Origin of the sequence: Micromonospora sp. NPDC126480 (genome assembly GCF_040302465.1) — a bacterium.
In the GTDB taxonomy this organism is placed as follows: Bacteria; Actinomycetota; Actinomycetes; order Mycobacteriales; family Micromonosporaceae; genus Micromonospora.
The window spans coordinates 35270-52428 of record NZ_JBEORU010000024.1 but is presented as its reverse complement, the minus strand read 5'-3'; the positions used below and the strand labels follow the sequence as shown (position 1 = coordinate 52428).

At 70.9% G+C, this 17159-nt stretch carries 14 protein-coding genes and 2 pseudogenes; 7 read left to right on the top strand and 9 right to left on the bottom strand.

Going from position 1 to position 17159, the window contains the following annotated elements; genetic code table 11:
• Positions 1 to 70 precede the first annotated feature (70 nt).
• Genes ABTW87_RS21420 through ABTW87_RS21410 form a run of 3 tightly spaced genes read right to left on the bottom strand, consistent with a single transcriptional unit; the run spans position 71 to position 2704 of the window.
• Complete coding sequence (locus tag ABTW87_RS21420) at positions 71 to 736, bottom strand: response regulator (protein WP_350652671.1); 666 nt, start codon at positions 734 to 736, stop codon at positions 71 to 73.
• Complete coding sequence (locus ABTW87_RS21415) at positions 733 to 1971, bottom strand: sensor histidine kinase (RefSeq protein WP_350652669.1); 1239 nt, start codon at positions 1969 to 1971, stop codon at positions 733 to 735. Before ABTW87_RS21415 ends, ABTW87_RS21420 begins: the two co-directional genes overlap by 4 nt.
• Before the next feature lie 49 nt (positions 1972 to 2020).
• Positions 2021 to 2704 (bottom strand): DUF305 domain-containing protein, encoded by a 684-nt coding sequence (locus ABTW87_RS21410; protein WP_350652668.1) that lies wholly within the window; start codon positions 2702 to 2704, stop codon positions 2021 to 2023.
• 140 nt (positions 2705 to 2844) lie between these two features.
• Here ABTW87_RS21410 and ABTW87_RS21405 point away from each other — a divergent pair, with 140 nt between their 5' ends.
• The 6 genes and pseudogenes from ABTW87_RS21405 to ABTW87_RS21380 all read left to right on the top strand — a co-directional run bounded on the left by ABTW87_RS21405 (position 2845) and on the right by ABTW87_RS21380 (position 8329).
• The gene (locus tag ABTW87_RS21405; protein ID WP_350652666.1) at positions 2845 to 4269 is read left to right on the top strand and encodes an LVIVD repeat-containing protein; all 1425 of its coding nucleotides are present in this window, start codon (positions 2845 to 2847) and stop codon (positions 4267 to 4269) included.
• Positions 4270 to 4517: 248 nt separating this feature from the next.
• Positions 4518 to 5948 (top strand): LVIVD repeat-containing protein, encoded by a 1431-nt coding sequence (locus tag ABTW87_RS21400; protein WP_350652664.1) that lies wholly within the window; start codon positions 4518 to 4520, stop codon positions 5946 to 5948.
• Positions 5949 to 6056: 108 nt separating this feature from the next.
• Entirely contained in the window at positions 6057 to 6761 is a 705-nt protein-coding gene (locus tag ABTW87_RS21395; RefSeq protein WP_350652662.1) for a hypothetical protein, read from the top strand.
• Positions 6758 to 7096, top strand: a pseudogene (locus ABTW87_RS21390) (transcriptional regulator); the annotation flags it as partial. The gene ABTW87_RS21395 and the pseudogene ABTW87_RS21390, both read left to right, overlap by 4 nt.
• Before the next feature lie 176 nt (positions 7097 to 7272).
• The gene (locus ABTW87_RS21385) at positions 7273 to 8001 is read left to right on the top strand and encodes a hypothetical protein (RefSeq protein ID WP_350652661.1); all 729 of its coding nucleotides are present in this window, start codon (positions 7273 to 7275) and stop codon (positions 7999 to 8001) included.
• Complete coding sequence (locus ABTW87_RS21380) at positions 7994 to 8329, top strand: winged helix-turn-helix domain-containing protein (RefSeq protein ID WP_350652660.1); 336 nt, start codon at positions 7994 to 7996, stop codon at positions 8327 to 8329. Before ABTW87_RS21385 ends, ABTW87_RS21380 begins: the two co-directional genes overlap by 8 nt.
• Positions 8330 to 8371: 42 nt before the next feature.
• Here ABTW87_RS21380 and ABTW87_RS21375 read toward each other — a convergent pair whose 3' ends face one another.
• The 6 genes from ABTW87_RS21375 to ABTW87_RS21350 form a co-directional block, all read right to left on the bottom strand.
• Complete coding sequence (locus ABTW87_RS21375) at positions 8372 to 9196, bottom strand: MerR family transcriptional regulator (RefSeq protein ID WP_350652659.1); 825 nt, start codon at positions 9194 to 9196, stop codon at positions 8372 to 8374.
• A 50-nt stretch (positions 9197 to 9246) separates the two neighbouring features.
• Positions 9247 to 10857 carry an asparagine synthetase B family protein gene (locus ABTW87_RS21370; RefSeq protein WP_350652658.1) on the bottom strand — a complete coding sequence of 537 codons (1611 nt, stop codon included), beginning with the start codon at positions 10855 to 10857 and terminating at the stop codon, positions 9247 to 9249.
• 4 nt (positions 10858 to 10861) lie between these two features.
• Positions 10862 to 11827: a DUF5715 family protein gene (locus ABTW87_RS21365; protein WP_350652657.1), complete on the bottom strand. Its 966-nt coding sequence runs from the start codon at positions 11825 to 11827 to the stop codon at positions 10862 to 10864.
• A gap of 330 nt (positions 11828 to 12157) precedes the next feature.
• On the bottom strand, positions 12158 to 13222 hold the full coding sequence (locus ABTW87_RS21360; RefSeq protein WP_350652655.1) for an endonuclease/exonuclease/phosphatase family protein: 1065 nt from the start codon (positions 13220 to 13222) through the stop codon (positions 12158 to 12160).
• Positions 13223 to 13494: 272 nt separating this feature from the next.
• On the bottom strand, positions 13495 to 14793 hold the full coding sequence (locus ABTW87_RS21355; protein ID WP_350652653.1) for an ABC transporter substrate-binding protein: 1299 nt from the start codon (positions 14791 to 14793) through the stop codon (positions 13495 to 13497).
• An 18-nt stretch (positions 14794 to 14811) separates the two neighbouring features.
• Positions 14812 to 15912 carry a branched-chain amino acid ABC transporter permease gene (locus ABTW87_RS21350; protein WP_350652651.1) on the bottom strand — a complete coding sequence of 367 codons (1101 nt, stop codon included), beginning with the start codon at positions 15910 to 15912 and terminating at the stop codon, positions 14812 to 14814.
• Between the two features lie 71 nt (positions 15913 to 15983).
• Between ABTW87_RS21350 and ABTW87_RS21345 the strand changes: the two are divergent.
• Positions 15984 to 17042, top strand: a pseudogene (locus ABTW87_RS21345) (RNA-guided endonuclease InsQ/TnpB family protein); the annotation flags it as partial.
• Positions 17043 to 17159 lie beyond the last annotated feature (117 nt).

Sequence of the window (17159 nt, the reverse complement as noted above, 5' to 3'; positions counted from 1 at the left end):
CGCTCGATCCCGCTGCGCCCGAGGGCGGTGGCGGCGGGTCGGGCGCGTACGACCTGAGGCGTACGCCGGGTCAGCCGCCGGGCGTGACGAGGCCGCTCTCGTACGCCAGCACCACCGCCTGGACCCGGTCGCGGAGCTGGAGCTTCGCCAGGATCCGCCCGACGTGGGTCTTCACCGTCGCCTCCGCCACGTGCATCCGGTCGGCGATCTCGGCGTTGGACAGGCCCTGGGCCACCAGCAGCAGGACCTCCCGTTCCCGTTCGGTGAGCTGGGCCAGGCGCGGGTCCTCGGCCGGGCCGGGCCCGAGTTGGCCGGCGAACCGGTCGAGCAGCCGGCGGGTGATCGGCGGCGCCACCACCGAGTCGCCTCGGGCGACCACCCGGATCGCGGCGAGCAGTTCCTCGGGCGGGACGTTCTTGAGCAGGAAGCCGCTGGCGCCGGCGCGGAGCGCCGCGAACGCGTCCGCCTCGGTGTCGAAGGTGGTGAGCACCAGCACGCGCGGCGGGCCCGGGGGCCGGCCGGCGCACAACCGCCGGGTCGCCTCCACCCCGTCCATGGCCGGCATCCGCAGGTCCATCACCACCACGTCCGCCTCGACGCGGGCCAGGACCCGCAGCGCGTCGGCCCCGTCGATGGCCTCGCCGACCACCTCCAGGTCGGGCTGGGAGTCCAGCACCATGCGGAAGCCGGCCCGGACCAGCGCCTGGTCGTCGACGATCACCACCCGGACGGTCACGCCGCCACCCCGCTGCGCTCGGCGGCGACGGGCAGCGGCAGCCGCGCCTCGACCTGCCAGCCGCCGGCGAGTCGGGGGCCGGCGGTGAGCCGGCCGTCGTACACGCCGACCCGCTCGCGCATGCCGACCAGGCCGTGCCCGCCGGACGGCGCGGGCCGCACCGGCGGCCGGCCGCGGCCGTCGTCCACCACCCGCACGCCGACGGCGTCGTCGGTGTGCTGGAGGGTCACCTCGACGCTCGCGCCGACGCCGGCGTGCTTGAGCGAGTTGGTGAGCGCCTCCTGCATCACGCGGTAGACGGTCAGTTCCAGCCCGGGCGGCAGCGGTGCGGGCTCCCCGGTGACGGTCCAGCGCACCCGCAGGCCGGCGTCGGCGAACCGGTCCAGCAGTGCGGGCAGCTCGGCGAGGGCGGGCCGGCGGTGCTCGGGCTCGACCACCGCGCCGCCGTCCGGGTCGGTCGCCGCACCGCGCGTGGCCGGCGGCTCCGGCGGGCTCGGCTCCCGGAGTACGCCGACCAGCCGGCGCATCTCCTCCAGGGCCTCGCGGCCGGTGTCGGCGACCACCTTGACGGCCCCGCGGGCGGCCGCCGGGTCACGGTCGATCATGAAGCGGGCGCCGTCGGCCTGGACGATCATCACCGCCATGCTGTGCGCCACCACGTCGTGCAGTTCCCGGGCGATGCGGGCGCGCTCGCCGGCGACGGCGGCGCGCGCCTCGGCCTCCCGCTCGCGTTCCAGTGTCGCGGCCCGCTCCTCCAGGCTGAGCACGTACAGTCGGCGGGTGCGCACGTTGAGCCCGACCAGCCAGACCGCGCCGGTGACCAGCCCGAAGTAGATGGCGCTGGCCCACCAGACGGGCCCCTCGGTCTGCAGGGCGGCAAGCACCACGCCGACCGCGGCCCCCAGGCCGGCCAGCACTCCGTCGCGGAGCCGATTCGCGTACTTCACCACGCTGTAGAGGGCGACGAGCACGGCGATGTCGTACGGCAGCGGGCCCCACCCGGCGACCACCTGGACCATGGCCAGCACGGCCACGGCGGCGGCCACGGCGGACGGGTGGGTGCGCCGGAACAGCAGCGCCACCGCCATCGCGAACCCGACCAGGATGGCCGGCCAGCCGCCCGGCGGACCGGCCACGACGCCGGCGAGCGCGAGAAGCACCACGACGCCGCAGACGAAGAGGTCGAAGGCGACGCCCCGCAGCGGGCGGCCGAAGATCGTCCGGTTCACGGTCACCCAGCGTACGCGCGGCGACGGTGGTGGACTCCGGGTGACGCCACCCCGGTCAGGAGCCGAGCAGCTCCCGCATCCGGGCGATCTCGACGTTCTGCTCGACGGCCACCGAGTTCGCGAACTCCTGGAGCATCGGCTCGGCCCCCACCTTGAGCAGGTTGCTCGACATCTCGACGGCGCCGGCGTGGTGATCGCTCATCATCTGCACGAAGAGCCGGTCGAACTCGGCGCCCCGGGTGTCGGCGAGCCGCCGCATCGCCTCGGGCGACTGCATGCCCCGCATGGTGCCGTGGTCGTGCCCGGCGACGTCGGCGGAGAGCTTCCGGGCCTGCAGCCACGCCCGCAGGACGCCGATCTCCGGCGCCTGGGCCGCCCGGATCCGGTCGGCCAGTGCCTTCACCTTCGGGTCGGCGGCCCGCTCCGGGGCGAGCGCGGCCATCGCCAGCGCCTGCTCGTGGTGCGGGATCATCATCCGCACGTACCAGGCGTCCATCGAGTTGTGGGCCGGTGACGCGGTCCCCCGCACCTCCTCGGCGGGACGGACCTGAGCGGACTCGCCGGGCCGGCCGGGCACGATCACCGACGGTCCATCGCTGCTACTCGATGGAGTCGCGGCTCGCGGCGCAGGTGGCGTGCGGTCCGGATCGGGCTCCGACCGGAGCAGGACGGTGACGACGATCAGCAGGAGCGCGACCGCTGTGACGGCCGTCAGCACCCATCTGCCTCGCACGGTCATCCGGCACCCCCTGGAGGTCGAGGTCGTGGCGATCGTATCCATTGACGACAGGCTGAATATGTGACCTGGCTCACATAGATGTTGCTCAAGCAAACAGTAGTGTGACCTGAATCATCATCCCCTTCTGAAGGGACTCGCCGATGATCCGTTCCATTCCGTCCAGACCGGTCCGGCGCCGCCTCGCGGGCGTCGCCGCCGGCCTCCTCGTGGTAACCGTCGCGGGCGTCCCGACCGGCGTTCAGGCCGCGCCGGACGAGGTCGCCGCCGACCAGGCCGCCACCGTGGAGGGTGTCACCGCCCAGCTCGCCGTGGACGAGATCGCCAGCAGCGACAACCTGCGGCTGATCGCGAACCTGCCGAAGCAGGCTCCGTTCGACACCACCGCGGCGTTCGGCACCGACATCGCCTTCCAGGGACCCTTCGCCTACGTGGGCAACTACGAGGGGTTCACCATCTACAACATCGCGAACCCGGCCGCTCCGAAGATCATGTCCACGGTGCACTGCCCCGGGTCGCAGAACGACATCTCGGTCCACGGCAACCTGCTCTTCCTCTCGACCGACTCCTCGCGCAGCGACGACTCGTGCGCGAGCACCTCGCAGTCCGCGCGGGAGAAGGAGTCGTGGGAGGGCATCAAGGTCTTCGACGTCAGCAACCCGGTGAAACCGCGGTACGTCAAGTCGGTCGAGACGGCCTGCGGTTCGCACACCCACACCCTGGTGCCGGGCAAGGACAAGAAGACCGTCTACCTGTACGTCTCGTCGTACAGCCCGTCGGCGTCCTTCCCGGACTGCCAGCCGCCGCACGACTCGATCTCGATCGTGAAGGTGCCGGTGAAGTCGCCGACCGACGCGGCGGTGGTGGCAACGCCGAACCTCTTCCCCGACGGCGGGTACCGGAACACCAGTGGCTGCCACGACATCACGGTGTTCCCGGAGAAGGACCTGGCCGCCGGCGCCTGCATGGGTGACGGCATCCTGCTGGACATCTCCGACCGGGAGGCCCCGCGGGTCGTCCACGAGGTGCGCGACACCGTGAACTTCGCCTTCTGGCACTCGGCGACGTTCAACAACGCCGGCACCAAGGTCGTCTTCACCGACGAGTTGGGCGGTGGCAGCGGAGCGACCTGCAACGAGACCGTCGGGCCGAACCGGGGCGCGGACGCGATCTACGACATCGTCGACGGCGAGCTGGTGTTCCGCAGCTACTTCAAGATCCCGCGGGCCAACGCCAACACGGAGAACTGCGTCGCCCACAACGGCTCGCTGATCCCCGTGCCCGGACGCGACGTCATGGTCCAGGCCTGGTACCAGGGCGGCATCTCGGTCTGGGAGTTCACCGACTCGGCAAACCCGAGGGAGATCGGCTACTGGGAGCGCGGTCCGCTCTCGGACACCCAGCTGATCCTCGGCGGCTCCTGGTCGGCGTACTACTACAACGGACACATCTACTCGAGCGACATCCAGAAGGGCTTCGACGTGATCGAGATCGACCAGGCGTCGATCCCGGGCGCGAAGACGCACCACTACACCCGGCTGAACGTGCAGACCCAGCCGAGCTACTGACGTTCGGGCGGAGCTGACCCGAGCGTCGCCGGGCCCGGTCCTCCCCGGAGGGCCGGGCCCGGTCCGTCCACTGTGACGCCGAACGGGACCGGGTGGCGTCGGACGTTACGCGGACTCCGGGACGATCGAGGTCATGACCACGGCCGCCATCGACAGACGGCGCAAGATGTGATCTGAGTCACATCGATGCACGTCAGTCGGCGGTAAGGTGTGCCGCAGTCATCATCCCCTTGCGAAGGGCGCCGCCGATGATCAGATTCCCCACGCCGCGGTCCCGACGGCTCGCCGTCCTGAGCCTCGCCACGGCCGGCTTCCTCGTCGCCGGCCTGGTCGGCGCCGCACCCGGCAGCGCCGGGGTGGCGTCACCGCCGGGCACGGTCGACACCATTCCCGGCGTCGACGAGATCCGCAGCAGCCCCAACCTGAAGCAGGTCGCCAACCTGCCGAAGGAGGCACCGCTCGACGCCACGAACAGCGACCTCGCCTTCCAGGGCCGGTACGCGTTCGCCGGAAACTACAACGGCTTCGTCATCTACGACATCTCCCGACCGACGGCGCCGACCGTCGTGTCGCGGGTGCTCTGCCCTGGATCGCAGAACGACATCTCCGTCCACGGTGACCTGCTCTTCCTCTCCACCGACTCGCCGCGCAGCGACGACTCCTGCGCCAGCACCGCGGTGCCGTCGAGCCAGACCCGGTGGGAGGGCATCAAGATCTTCGACATCCGCGACAAGGCCAACCCGCGCTACGTCAAGAGCGTGCAGACCGCGTGCGGCTCGCACACGCACACGCTGGTGCCGGGCAAGAACCGCAAGACGGTGTACGTGTACGTCTCCTCGTACGGCCCGTCGGACACGTACGTCGGCTGCCCGCCACCACACGACTCGATCTCCATCATCAAGGTGCCGGTGAAGTCCCCCACCGACGCTGCCGTGGTGGCCGTGCCGAACCTCTTCCCCGACGGCGGCTTCGAGGGCGTGCCGGGACAGAAGTCGGCAACCAGCGGCTGCCACGACATCACCGTCTACCCGAGCCGGAACCTGGCCGCCGGCGCGTGCATGGGTGACGGCATCCTGATGGACATCTCGAACCGCGAGGCGCCGCGGATCATCAACCGTGTCCGGGACACGGAGAACTTCGCGTTCTGGCACTCGGCCACGTTCAACAACGCCGGCACCAAGGTCGTCTTCACCGACGAACTGGGTGGTGGCAGTGCGGCCACCTGCAACGAGACCGTCGGGCCGAACCGGGGTGCCGACGCGGTCTACGACATCGTCGGCCGCGGCGACCGGCGCACGATGGTGTTCCGCAGCTACTTCAAGATCCCCCGGCCCAACGCCGACACCGAGAACTGCGTGGCGCACAACGGCTCGTTGGTCCCGGTGTTCGGGCGCGACATCATGGTCCAGGCGTGGTACCAGGGCGGCATCTCGGTCTGGGACTTCACCGACTCGGCCAACCCCCGGGAGATCGCGTACTGGGAGCGGGGTCCGCTCAACGCCGAGCGCCTCGTCGGCGGCGGCACGTGGTCCGCGTACTGGTACAACGGCTACATCTACTCCAACGACATCGCGAAGGGCCTCGACGTCCTCAAGCTCACCGACTGGCGTACCTGGACTGCGAACCTGGTCCGCTACCGCGAGCTGAACGTGCAGACCCAGCCCAGCTACCTGGGCTGACCGCCACACCGCCGGGCCCGGCCCCCCTGGGGGCCGGGCCCGGTCGCGTCTGGAACCAGCACTGTTGAGGTACTAGCGCCAATAGGTTTGCCATGGAAACCTATTGGCATGACTTCAGATGCAGTTCCTGCCGACAGCGATCCCCGCCGGCTTCTGGACGAGGTGCGCGGCCTGGCCCGTCGGGTCCGCCTGACCCAGCGGGTGACGTGGCTGCCGCTCCTGGCGCTGGCCGCGGTGACCTTCGGCGCGATTCCCGTCTCCGGGTGGGGCCCCACGATCACCAGCGACTGCCGTGCGGTGGACGGCGGTCAGGTGTGCAAGGTCTGGCAACCGGCCCTGCAGCTCTACTGGCTCGCAGCGCTGCTACTGGCGTACGTGGTGATCGCCCGCGGGTACCTGCGCGTCGCCCGGGCCCGCGGAGTGGACACCCGGGTGCGACCGTACGTGCTGACCGGTGTCGCGCTCTCGGTCGCGCTGTTCGCCGCCGTCGCGGCCGGCGCCGGGGCGTGGATCGTCCCCGACCCACAGCTCCTCGACCCGGCCGCCCCCGTCCAGATGCTGTTCCGGCTGCTCACCCCGGTCGGCGGGATCGGGCTCGGCCTGCTGGTGCTGGCCTGGCTGGAGCGGCACCCCACACTGCTGCTGTTCGCCCTCGGATACCTGGCGGTGGTGCTCGTGCCGATCACCTTCGGCTGGGGAGCGCACTGGGGTGGCCGGTGGCAGTCGGCGCCCATCCTGATCATCACCGGCAGCCTCCTGCTCGTGGGCAGCGCCGGCTTCGCGCTCGCCCGGCGTCCGGGGCGACCCCGATGACCGACCCCGTCGACACCCCGGACGAGGCCACCTCCGCGCATCCGGTCACCGACCTCGACGACGTGGTGCACCAGCGGGTCCGGCTCGGCATCCTCACCATCGCCCACGAGGCCCGCCGGGTCGAGTTCGGCTTCCTGCGCACCCAGCTCGACCTGACCGCCGGCAACCTCTCCAAGCACCTCAGTGTGCTGGAGACGGCCGGTCTGATCAGGATCGAGAAGGGCTACGAGGGGCGGCGCGGCCGTACCTGGATCACGCTGACCACCGCCGGCAGCGCCGCGCTCGCCGACGAGATCACGCGCCTGAAGACGCTCATCGCGCGGGTCGAGCGCACCGGGCCCCTGCGGATCGGTGACGACCGCGACGCGGATCGTCGGCGGTCAGGTCGGGATGCGGTCGAGCTGCCGTCGGATCGCCCCGGGGCGCAGCGCCGGCCGCCCTTGTGGACGCCGCCCCGCCGAGCATAGACTTTGCGATGCAGAGTTATCGTCATCGCAGAGTAAGGACGCCGATGGATCGCGACGCCGCCACCCAGGCCGAACGCACCCTCGCCGAGCTGGACACGCTGCGCCAGCGGGCGGCCCGGCGCGCCCACGGCGGCGTCTGGCTCCCGGCCACCGGCGTCGCCACGCTCCTGCTGGCCAGCACCGCCCTGTACGCGACACCGTTCGGCGACCGTTACTCGATCGTGGCCGAGCACCCCTTCTGGGCCGGCCTGCCCGATCAGCAGCGCTCGCCGGTGGCCTCCTACCTCTTCTGGTTCCTGGGCATCCCGCTGTTGTTCAGCGTGGTCGCGTTCTGGTACCGGTGGCGGGCCGGTCGGCTCGGTGTCCGGGTGCCCTGGCGCGCGGTCGCCGCCGCCGGGCTCGGCGTGCTGGCGCTGCTCGCGGTGCTCGCCGCCGTTCCCACCGGCCCGGTGCCGGACGGGTTGACCGCCGGCACCGGACCGAACTGGGAGGGTCTGCTGACTCCCCTGCTGCCGGTCGCCGCGACGGTCGTCGCGCTCGGCTGGGTGGAGCGGAGCCGGGGACTGCTCGCGAGCGGGGTGTGGATCCTCGCGCTGGCCGTGTGGCTCTGCACGAGCTGGCCGATGGGCACCGTGCCCGGCTGGATGCTCGGCAACGATGCGGGCGGCCAGCTGGCCTGGCGTCCCGGTCACTATCTTGTGCTGATGGCCCTGCCGCTGCTGGTCACCGCCGCCGTCACCGGAGTCACCGCCCGGCGCGCCGCCCGTGACTGACAACCGACGGCCACACCCGGCCACGGCACTGGACGACGTCGTCCACCAGCGGGTGCGGCTCGGCATCCTCACCGTGCTGAGCGAGGCGCACGAGTGCCGGTTCGCGACACTGCGCGACGAGCTGGGCCTCACCGACGGGAACCTCAACCGCCACCTGCAGATCCTGGAGCGGGCGGGGCTGCTGCAGGTGATCAAGGGTTACGAGGGGCGCCGACCGTGCACCTGGCTCCGGCTGACCCGGCAAGGCCGGACGGCGTTGCGCGCCGAGGTGGCGGCGCTGGAGCAGCTCGTCGCCCGCATCCGTGCCGCCGGGGACGACGCCGGCTGAGTCGTGCCGGTCCCGCGCACAGGCGGGACCGGCGTCCCCCGGTCAGCCGCGGCGCACCGGCAACTGCAGTTCCGTGACACCACCGGACGGGTCCTCGGCGCAGTACTCGACGTACAGCTCCCGGGCGTAGCCGTCCGCGCGCCAGCCGTTCTCCTCGATCCACCGGGCGAGCACCTGCATCGTGCCCTCCACCTCGTCCATCGACCCGTGGTGGATGACGGTGGCCGCGGCCGGCACCCCCGGCAGGTCGACCACCGCGACGTCCGGAAGCCGGTCCGGTACGACCGCCACACCGACGCCGGCGTGAACGACGACCTTCTCGCCGTCGCCGGCCGGCTCGTAGTACGCGAGCCCGGGTCCGGTGGGCGTCACGCCCGCCGCTTCCAGCCGCCGGAACAGCTCCGGGTACAGCGGCTGGATCACCGGACCGATGTCGGCGCTCTCGTAGCTGGCGGCGACGGCCGTCAGCTCGGCCACGCGGACCGGCGGCAGTTCCTTCAGTACGACGTCCTGAGTGGTCATGCGACCCTCCGTCTCGATCGCCCGGAGCCTCGCCTCGACCCCCGCCAGCCGGGCGGTGTCCGCCGCGAGCTGCGCCTCCAGTTGGGCGCGGCGCAGCCGCAGCATGCCGCGCAGCTCGGCGACGTCCAGGACGTCGTCGAGGACCGCCCGCACCTGTGCCAGGGTGAGGCCGAGATCCTTCAACGCGATCACCCGGTTGAGCCGGCGGAGCTGCTCGGCGGTGTAGTACCGGTACCCGCTGTGCGGATCGACGGCGGCCGGCCGGAGCAGGCCGACGCTGTCGTAGTGACGCAGCATCCGGACCGACACCCGGCCGAGCCGTGCGAAGTCTCCGATGGTGAGCATGGTCCCTCCACGGTCAGCCCTGACACGGTGTCAGAGTCAACCCGGGCCGGTCACCCCGGCAGCGGCGCGCCGTCCCCGCGGGTCTGGCGCGGCCCGACCAGCCGGCGCACGACCGGCACCGCATTCCACTTCGCCGCGCCCACCAGGTCCCGGGCGTGCTCCAGCATCGTGTAGTCCCGACGGGCCCGCCCGGCGGCGATGGCCCGATCCAGGTCGTTACCACAGCGGGTGAGGACGCTGTCGAAGTCGCGACGCACCGGTTCGAGCAGGTCGTAGCCGAACGAGCGGTGCAGCCGGGCGAAGAGCGGCTTGTAGAGGCGGGCGCGCTCGTGCAGGCCGGACGAGTACGACATCGGATTCTTCGGCCGGCGGCGGATGTAGTCGGGCAGCAGGTCGGCGAACGCCCGCCGGACGATCCACTTCTCCTGCCCCTCGCGCAGCTTCAGTCCGACGGGCAGCCGCATCGCCAGCTCCACCACGCTCAGGTCGAGGAACGGCACCCGGGCCTCCACCCCGTACGCCATGCTCGCCCGGTCGACCCGCTGCAACTCCGTACGGCAGAGGTTGCGGATCTTGTGGAGGAAGAGCCGGCGGGCCGCCTCGGGGCCGACCTGGTGGTACATGGGGTAACCGCCGAACAGCTCGTCCGAGCCGTCGCCGGTGAGCACCACCTTCACGCCCAGCTCCCGTAGCCGCCGGAACAGCGGCACCGAGACCACCGCGTTGATGATGTCGCCGTACTCGGTGAGCTCCGAGACGCGGATGGCCTCCCGGATCTCCGCCAGCCGGATGTCGCGCGGCCGCAGCTCCACCACCTCGTGCGGCACGCCGAGGTCCCGGGCCAGCCGCCGCGCGTACGCGAGGTCGGGGCTCTCCGGCACGCCGACGGTGACCGCGACGCAGTCCGGGTGCATCTCGCGCAGGTGCAGCAGGGCCAGGGAGCTGTCCAGGCCGCCGGACAGCACCACGCCGACGGTCAGGTCGGTGTCCACCCGTGCCCGGATGCTGTCGGTGAGGGCGGCACGGACGAGCAGGGCGGCCTCGTCCGGGTCGTCCACCGTCGGCAGCCCCGCGCCGAGGGAGAGCAGGTCGACGTAGGGGCGCAGCCGGACCGGCCGGTCGGCGTCCGCCCAGCCGTGGTGCCCCGGCGGCACCTCGACGATCGGCGTGCCGAAGCCGACCAGGGCCTTGACCTCGCTCGCCACGTGCAGGCAGCCCGGGGTCCGGGTCCAGTACAGCGGCTTGACGCCGAGCGGGTCGCGGACCAGGTAGGCACGGCCGCTGGCCCGTTCGACGATCGCGAAGGCGTACTCGCCGCGCAGCCGGGAGACCATGCCCTCGCCCCAGCGCAGATACGCGGCGAGCACCACCTCGGTGTCGCTCACGCTACGGAAGCGGTGCCCGAGCGCGGTCAGCTCCGCCCGCAGCTCGTGGTGGTTGAAGACCTCGCCGTTGTAGCAGAGCACCAAGCGCTCGTCGGCGGAGACCCAGGGCTGCACGGCCCGCTCGCGGTCCACCACCCGCAACCGGCGCACGCCGGTGAGCAGGCCGTTCTCGGAGCGGGTCTCGGTCACCTCGCCCCGGGTGTCCAGCGTGGCCAGCATCCGCCGGAAGCGGGCCGGGTCGGCCTCCGGGCCGAGACTCACCGCGATGCCGCACATCGGCTCAGACCCCCATCTCGGTCTCGTACGCCCGCCGCAGCCGGCGGCGCGCCGCCGGCGCCAGGCACAGGTGCCAGGCCTGCCCCTCGTCGACGACGTTGACCTCGCCCGTCCGCTGCCGGGCGAGCAGCAGGTCGGCCAGTGTTTGCCGGACCCCGAACCGGCCGAACCACTCCATCTCCACGTCCACCGCCCAGCCGAGGCAGTGACCGCTGGGGACCATCGCCGCGTAGCCCAGCCGCCGCAGCCGGTGCTGGTGCTCGGCGCTGCGGACCAGGCTGGTCACCCACAGCGGCGGCGTGCCGACCGGGGTCCGTGCGGCGAACTCCCGGCCGATGTCGTTGAGCAGCGCCACGACCTCCCGGCGGGCCCGGCGGAACAGCAGGCCGGCCGTGCGCGGGGTGGCGGCGGGGCGGACCCGGCGCCGCAGCGCCCGCACCCCCCGGCCGAGCAGCGTGGCCGGCTGCTCCTGGTAGCGGAAGCGCAGCAGGTCACGCCGGCGCAGCCACTCCAGGTCGACCAGGTCGGGGCTGGCGTTCACCTGCTCGTCGGTGAGGTAGGTGGGCGCGTCACGCCACCACATCACGTCGATGCGCGACAGCAGGTAGATCCGGACGAGGGCGGTGAGGTCGGCTGCGGAGCTGCGCTCGTTCGGCTGGTACCGCGCCATCTCCAGCAGCAGTGTCTCCCGGGCGCCGACCAGGCCCTGCGGAGTGGCGTTCAGCACGGCGGCGATGGCCGGCTCGCGCAGCCGCTGGTCGATCAGCACCTGCCGGGCTGCGGTGCCGGGCGCCCCGGCGAGAGCGCCCACCTCGATCAGCAGGTCGGCGACGGCCGCCCGGTAGGCGTCGAGGTCGGGCTGGGCCGCCGTGGCGCGCCGGGACAGGGCGGACGGGGCCCGCCGTCGGGCGGGCGCGGTGGGCGAGACCGGACCGGGCTGCTGTCCCGGACTTCGGCTGGGCACACGCATTGGTCGGGTCCTCTCTCCCGTCGCGTCATCACGGCGAACGTCACCCTGTGTGACAACGTAATCACGTGCGACAGCCCAAGTCCGAACAATCCTCCTATCCCACCCAGAGGAATTCAGCCCGGCCCGAACCACTCCCTTCGGCACGGCTGGCTCAAGCCCGCCACCTCGGCGTAGGAAGGGATAGCGGGCCCAGGTCGCGATCTGGAACACCGCCAGGTCGAGTACGGCACGGCGCCGAGCCGGCGGCGACCGCCGAGTTCGACCACCTGCGGATCTACCGCTGAGCCGGGGACCGGGGCCGTCCACCGCGGTACGGCCCCGGTCCGCCGGTCACGGCAGCCGCGCGTAGGGTGCCTTCGGCTTGATCGGCGGCGGGCGCAGCGTCGCGACGACGCCGGCATGGTCGGACGGCCAAAGCCCGGACTGCGTACGGTCGCTCTGCTCGTCGCCGACGAGGTGGATCTCCTTCACGCCGACGTTGCCGCGGAACAGGACCAGGTCGATCCGCAGACTCAGCGTCGAGACCGGGTTGCGCAGGTCGGGCGCCTGGCAGCAGGTGAAACCGGGATCGTCGGAGCGCTCCTCGCTCCAGGCGTCGACGAAGCCCGAGTCGAGCAGGAACTGGTACGTCGGGAAGGTCGGGTCCTGCGGGTCGTCGGCGGTGGTGTTGAAGTCACCGGCGAACACCACCGGAAGTCGGGTGCTCGCCGCGCTGGCAACCAGCTCCCGCGCCTGGGCCTGCTGGATGGTGAACGGCGGCGTCGGCTCCAGGTGCGTCGTGACGAACCGGAACGTCCGGCCGCGGACCGTGGCGTCGACGGAGGCCCAACCGTTCCGGCTCGCGATCGGGCCGACCGCCGACTGGAGCACCTGGTTGACCGCGAACGTCTGCACCTGCAGGTTCGACACCGTGACGTGGCCGACCCGGGCGAGGATCACGCTCCGTTCGGTGAGACGTACGTCGAAGCCGAGCGAGCTGGGAGCCTCGACATCGAGCTCGGGCACGATCGCGACCGCCTCGTAGTGCAGGCCGAGCCGGCCGAGCGCGCCGAGGAGAGCCTTGAGCTGGTCGGATTCCACGTTCGTCGCGGGCAGGGTGCCGGTGCGCACGATGTCCGCCTCCTGCAGGGCGACGAGGTCGGGCCGGTTCCGGGCGATCTCACGCGCCACCGCGGCGGCGCGCTCCGCTGGATCCGACGCCAGGATCCGCTGGTACGTCAGCGACACCGCCGCCAGGAACTCCTGCGGCGTCTGTGCCTCGGCGATCGCCTGGAAGTCGCTGCCCACGTACATGTTCTGGGTCATGACGCGGACCGTGGCTGCGCCGTGGCCGCCGCCCGCGACCGCGGCCGTACCGGGCAGCAGCGCCAGGCCGAGCACAGCGGTCAGAAGCACGCCGACAAGACGAGAGATCCAGGGTGCCGGGCCGAACCCCGACGATCGAACGCGCTTCATGCGTCCTCTCTCACGAACATCATGCCTGTCGTGCCGGGGCCAGCTTCAGGCGATTTATGCAGTGAGATGAGGATAGTTCGGTTAAGGACCGTATGCGGAGAGTGCGACGAAAGCGAGCAACGTTGCACCAGACCGCTTCCGTGCCGGAAGTGCCCGGCGGGACCGGGATGCGGCGGGCCCCGGTCGCCGGTGCGACCGGGGCCCGCCAGGGTTCACAGCTTCTCGTAGCAGGGCCGGTCGAGCGTGTACGCCGCCGCGGTCGGTCCGGTGAACAGGTCCCGGACCTGGCTGACCCCGGTCGGAGCGGCCTGGTCCGGCTTGTAGATGGCGGTCACCCGGACCGCCCCGTCGTTCGGCCCGGCGGCGTAGTTGCCGGCGCCGTCGGGCAGCATGCCCTCGTAGTCGACCTTGGACAGGGACTTGACCGCCTTGAGCAGCCCGGCCCGGGTCAGGTCACCGTCGGCGACGGCCTTCTCCAGCGCCGCCTTCATCGGGTACGACCACACCCAGCCCGCCGTGTAGCCGTCGTTCGGGGTGATGCCCGGCAGCGCCTCCCGCAGCGCCCGGTGCCCCGGGGTGTCGGTGGCCCACGCGTTCCAGGGCGCGGACTGCTCGTACCTCGCCAGCAGCGCCGGCGCGGCCGGGCTCTGCAAAAGCGCCGGGTTCCAGGTCGGGCTGGTGCCGATGAACCGGCCGGCGAAGCCGCGGGCGACAGCCTGGCCGACGATCGTGGCCGCGTCCGCCGGGCCCATGGTCAGCACCACCAGGTCCGGCTTGCCGGTGAGGATGGCCTGGATGGCGCCGGCCTGCTTGTCGGCGCCCGAGTCGGTCTTGACGTCGGTGAACGTCATACCGAGCGCCTCGGCGGCCAGCTTCACCCCGGCGGCGGCGTCGTCGCCGTAGTCGCCGGCCAGGTGCACGGCCATCACCGTCTTCGGGTTGTACGCCTCCCGCGCGTAGTCGAGGGCGTTCATCGACTCGATGCAGTAGTTGGCACCGGACTCGATGATCACGTCCTCGAAGGCGTACCCGGAGGTCCAGGCCGCCGGCGCGGCGATCACGTTGTTCGCCTTCATGTCGCCCAGGATCGCGCCGGTGGTGGGCGAGCCAAGGCTCTGCGCCAGCGCCAGCACGTTCGGTTTGATCTCCTGGTAGACCTGGTTGTGGGTCTGCGGGTTGTACTTGTTGTCACGCACGTACCGGCTGACGTCCACCTCGTAGTCGCCGATTCCACCGCCGGCGTTGACCCGCTTCCAGAACGCCTTCTGCGCGTCGGTGATCGGCACCGCGAGCGCCCGGAACGGGCCCTCGGTGAGGTCGGAGATGATGCCGAGGTAGATGCACCCCTTCTCCTTGTCCACCGCCTCCGGGCACGGCTCGGAGGTCACGCCCACGTCGGTCTTCAGGCCGGAGTCGTCGGTCTCGGTGTCACCGCCCCGGCAGGCGGTGAGGCCGGCGGCCAGCAGGAGCAGGGCCGCCCCGAGGGCGATCCGCGACGTTGGTCTTGCCATGGCTTCCTCACATTTGGGTCAGTAGGAGAACGGCCACGCCTTCCAGTAGGTGCGGGCCCGGACCCAGAGGCCGAACAACCCGCGTGGTTCGAAGATGAGGAAGACGATGATGAGTGCGCCGTAGAGGATCGTCTCCACCTGGAAGACGTTCGGCACCTCGTTCGGCTGGGTGCTGATGAACGGCACCCACGCCTGCAGTTCCCGGGTGAGCCGGGGCAGCAGGGTGATGAAGAACGCCCCGGCGATCGCGCCGGAGATGGTGCCCGCGCCGCCGATGAGCACCATGGCGATGTACTGCACGGACAGCAGCAGACTGAAGGAACTGGGGTCGAAGAAGCCGGTGACGGTGTAGAGCAGCGCGCCGGCGCAGCCGGCGTAGAACGACGACACGGCGAACGCGATCGTCTTGTAACGAGGCAGGTTCACCCCGATCACCCCGGCGGCGATGTCCCGGTCGCGGATCGCGGTGAACGCCCGCCCGATCCGGGAGCGGGCCAGGTTACGGGCGGCCAGCGCGAAGACCAGCAGCAGCACCAGCATCAGCCAGAACAGCTTCTGGTCGCGGGTGGCCACCGAGTCGGTGACGGCGAGGGGACGGCCGAGGAACTCCAGCGTGGCCGCCGGACGGCCGACGCCCGCGCCGCCGGTCAGCGACGACCACTCGTTGAAGACGTGCTGGCCGATGAAGACCAGGCCGAGGGTGACGATGGCCAGGTAGAGGCCGCGCAGACGGGTCGCGAGCGGCGCGACCAGCACGCCCGCCACCGCCGCGACCACCCCGGCGGCCGGCAGCCACAGCGCGATGTCGGTGACGCCGAGGCCGATCACCCGGCCGTCCGGGTCGCCGCTCAGCGCCGCGGCGGTGTACGCCCCGATGCCGAGGAAGAAGGCATGCCCGAGGGAGACCTGGCCGGCGTACCCGGTGACCAGGCCGAGCCCGATCGCGCCGATCGCCGCGACGCAGCACACCGCGAGCAGTTGCAGCAGGTCGTCGGTGAGCAGGAAGGGCAGCGCGAACGCCAGCACCAGCAACGCACCGGTCCACCACCGCTTGGCCGGGGTGTCCAGCAGCGCCAGGTCCTCGGCGTACGACGTGCGCAGCAGCGGCCGGTGCCTCATCGTTCACCGCCCCGGACGCGGTTGGTCTTCTCTGCCGTTGGTTGTCCCACCTTCGTTCTACGCTGCACGACGTGCGAGAGATAGTGCGCTACACCTACCGGCTGCGACCGGGCGCGAAGGCGACCGCTGCTCTGACAGCTGAATGGGGGCGCTGTCGCTTTCTTTGGAACGAGGCGGTGCACCAGCAAAAGGTCGGCAACAGACCGACTCTTCGCAGTCTGTCCAAGATGCTTACCTACGCTCGCTCCCAGTTCACCTGGCTCCGGCAAGGCTCTCAGGTGGCGCAGCAGCAGACGTTGCGCACTTACGTTCTCGCCCTCAGCCACTCCTTCAAGATCAAGGGCCGAGGTAGGCCGCGTGTCAAACACCGCAAAAGGGCTCTTCCAACCCTCGAGTACACGGTCCGGGGATTCACCCTCAGGAACGGGCGGTTGCGCCTCGCGGGCGGCATCGACATCCCGGTCGTTTGGTCCCGGGAGCTTCCGTCGGAGCCAACGAGCGTCCGCGTCTACCGAGACGTCCTTGGGCACTGGTACGCGTCTTTCGTAGTCAGGCGGGACACAGAAGACTTCCCGTCGGCGAGCGGCTCTATTGGCATCGACTGGGGTGTGAAGGTCACCGCCACCACCACAAACTCCGTGTACGACCTGCCATACCTTGGATACCGCAAGAGGTGTGCGGACGAGCTTGCGAAAGCGCAACGCAAGATGAGCCGCCGTCGTAGACCTAAAGGTCACAGCCCCTCCAAGGGGTACGCCAACGCAAGACGCCAAGTTGCAAGGCTGCATAAGAAGGCAGCTCGCCAAAACACGCACGTCACCCGACAGTGGGCGAAGAAGATAGTCGCCGACCATCAGATGATCGCTGTCGAAGACTTCAAGCCAGTGTTCCTCGCCAAGTCCACTATGGCGCGCAAGTCTGCGGATGCCGCCATCGGCGCGGCGAAGCGCGAGTTGATCGAGCGCGGTAGGCGAGCCGGACGCACGGTGGTGCTTGTACCGCCGGCCTACACCACCATGACCTGCGCCGAATGTGGTTCGAGAGCCAAGAACCGCATCGGTTTGGGTGCGAGAACCTTCAGGTGCGAGCACTGTGGTTACACCGCGGGACGTGACCTGAACGCCGCGAGGACGATCCTCGCCACGGCAGAGCGCAACCGTGTTGGTGCTGATGACGTAAGCCATACGATCACCTCCTACGGGTCGGTCGGGTGCGGTCTGAGCCAAGAATCGCTGGATTCATCCATC

Bases quoted from the DNA above. Each gene is read 5' to 3' on its own strand.
- ABTW87_RS21395 (WP_350652662.1), top strand. From the start codon at position 6,057: ATGACTTCAGATGCAGTTCCTGCCGACAGCGATCCCCGCCGGCTTCTG.
- ABTW87_RS21405 (WP_350652666.1), top strand. From the start codon at position 2,845: ATGATCCGTTCCATTCCGTCCAGACCGGTCCGGCGCCGCCTCGCGGGC.
- ABTW87_RS21365 (WP_350652657.1), bottom strand. From the start codon at position 11,827: ATGCGTGTGCCCAGCCGAAGTCCGGGACAGCAGCCCGGTCCGGTCTCG.
- ABTW87_RS21375 (WP_350652659.1), bottom strand. From the start codon at position 9,196: ATGCTCACCATCGGAGACTTCGCACGGCTCGGCCGGGTGTCGGTCCGG.
- ABTW87_RS21350 (WP_350652651.1), bottom strand. From the start codon at position 15,912: ATGAGGCACCGGCCGCTGCTGCGCACGTCGTACGCCGAGGACCTGGCG.
- ABTW87_RS21370 (WP_350652658.1), bottom strand. From the start codon at position 10,857: ATGTGCGGCATCGCGGTGAGTCTCGGCCCGGAGGCCGACCCGGCCCGC.
- ABTW87_RS21385 (WP_350652661.1), top strand. From the start codon at position 7,273: ATGGATCGCGACGCCGCCACCCAGGCCGAACGCACCCTCGCCGAGCTG.
- ABTW87_RS21400 (WP_350652664.1), top strand. From the start codon at position 4,518: ATGATCAGATTCCCCACGCCGCGGTCCCGACGGCTCGCCGTCCTGAGC.
- ABTW87_RS21355 (WP_350652653.1), bottom strand. From the start codon at position 14,793: ATGGCAAGACCAACGTCGCGGATCGCCCTCGGGGCGGCCCTGCTCCTG.
- ABTW87_RS21410 (WP_350652668.1), bottom strand. From the start codon at position 2,704: ATGACCGTGCGAGGCAGATGGGTGCTGACGGCCGTCACAGCGGTCGCG.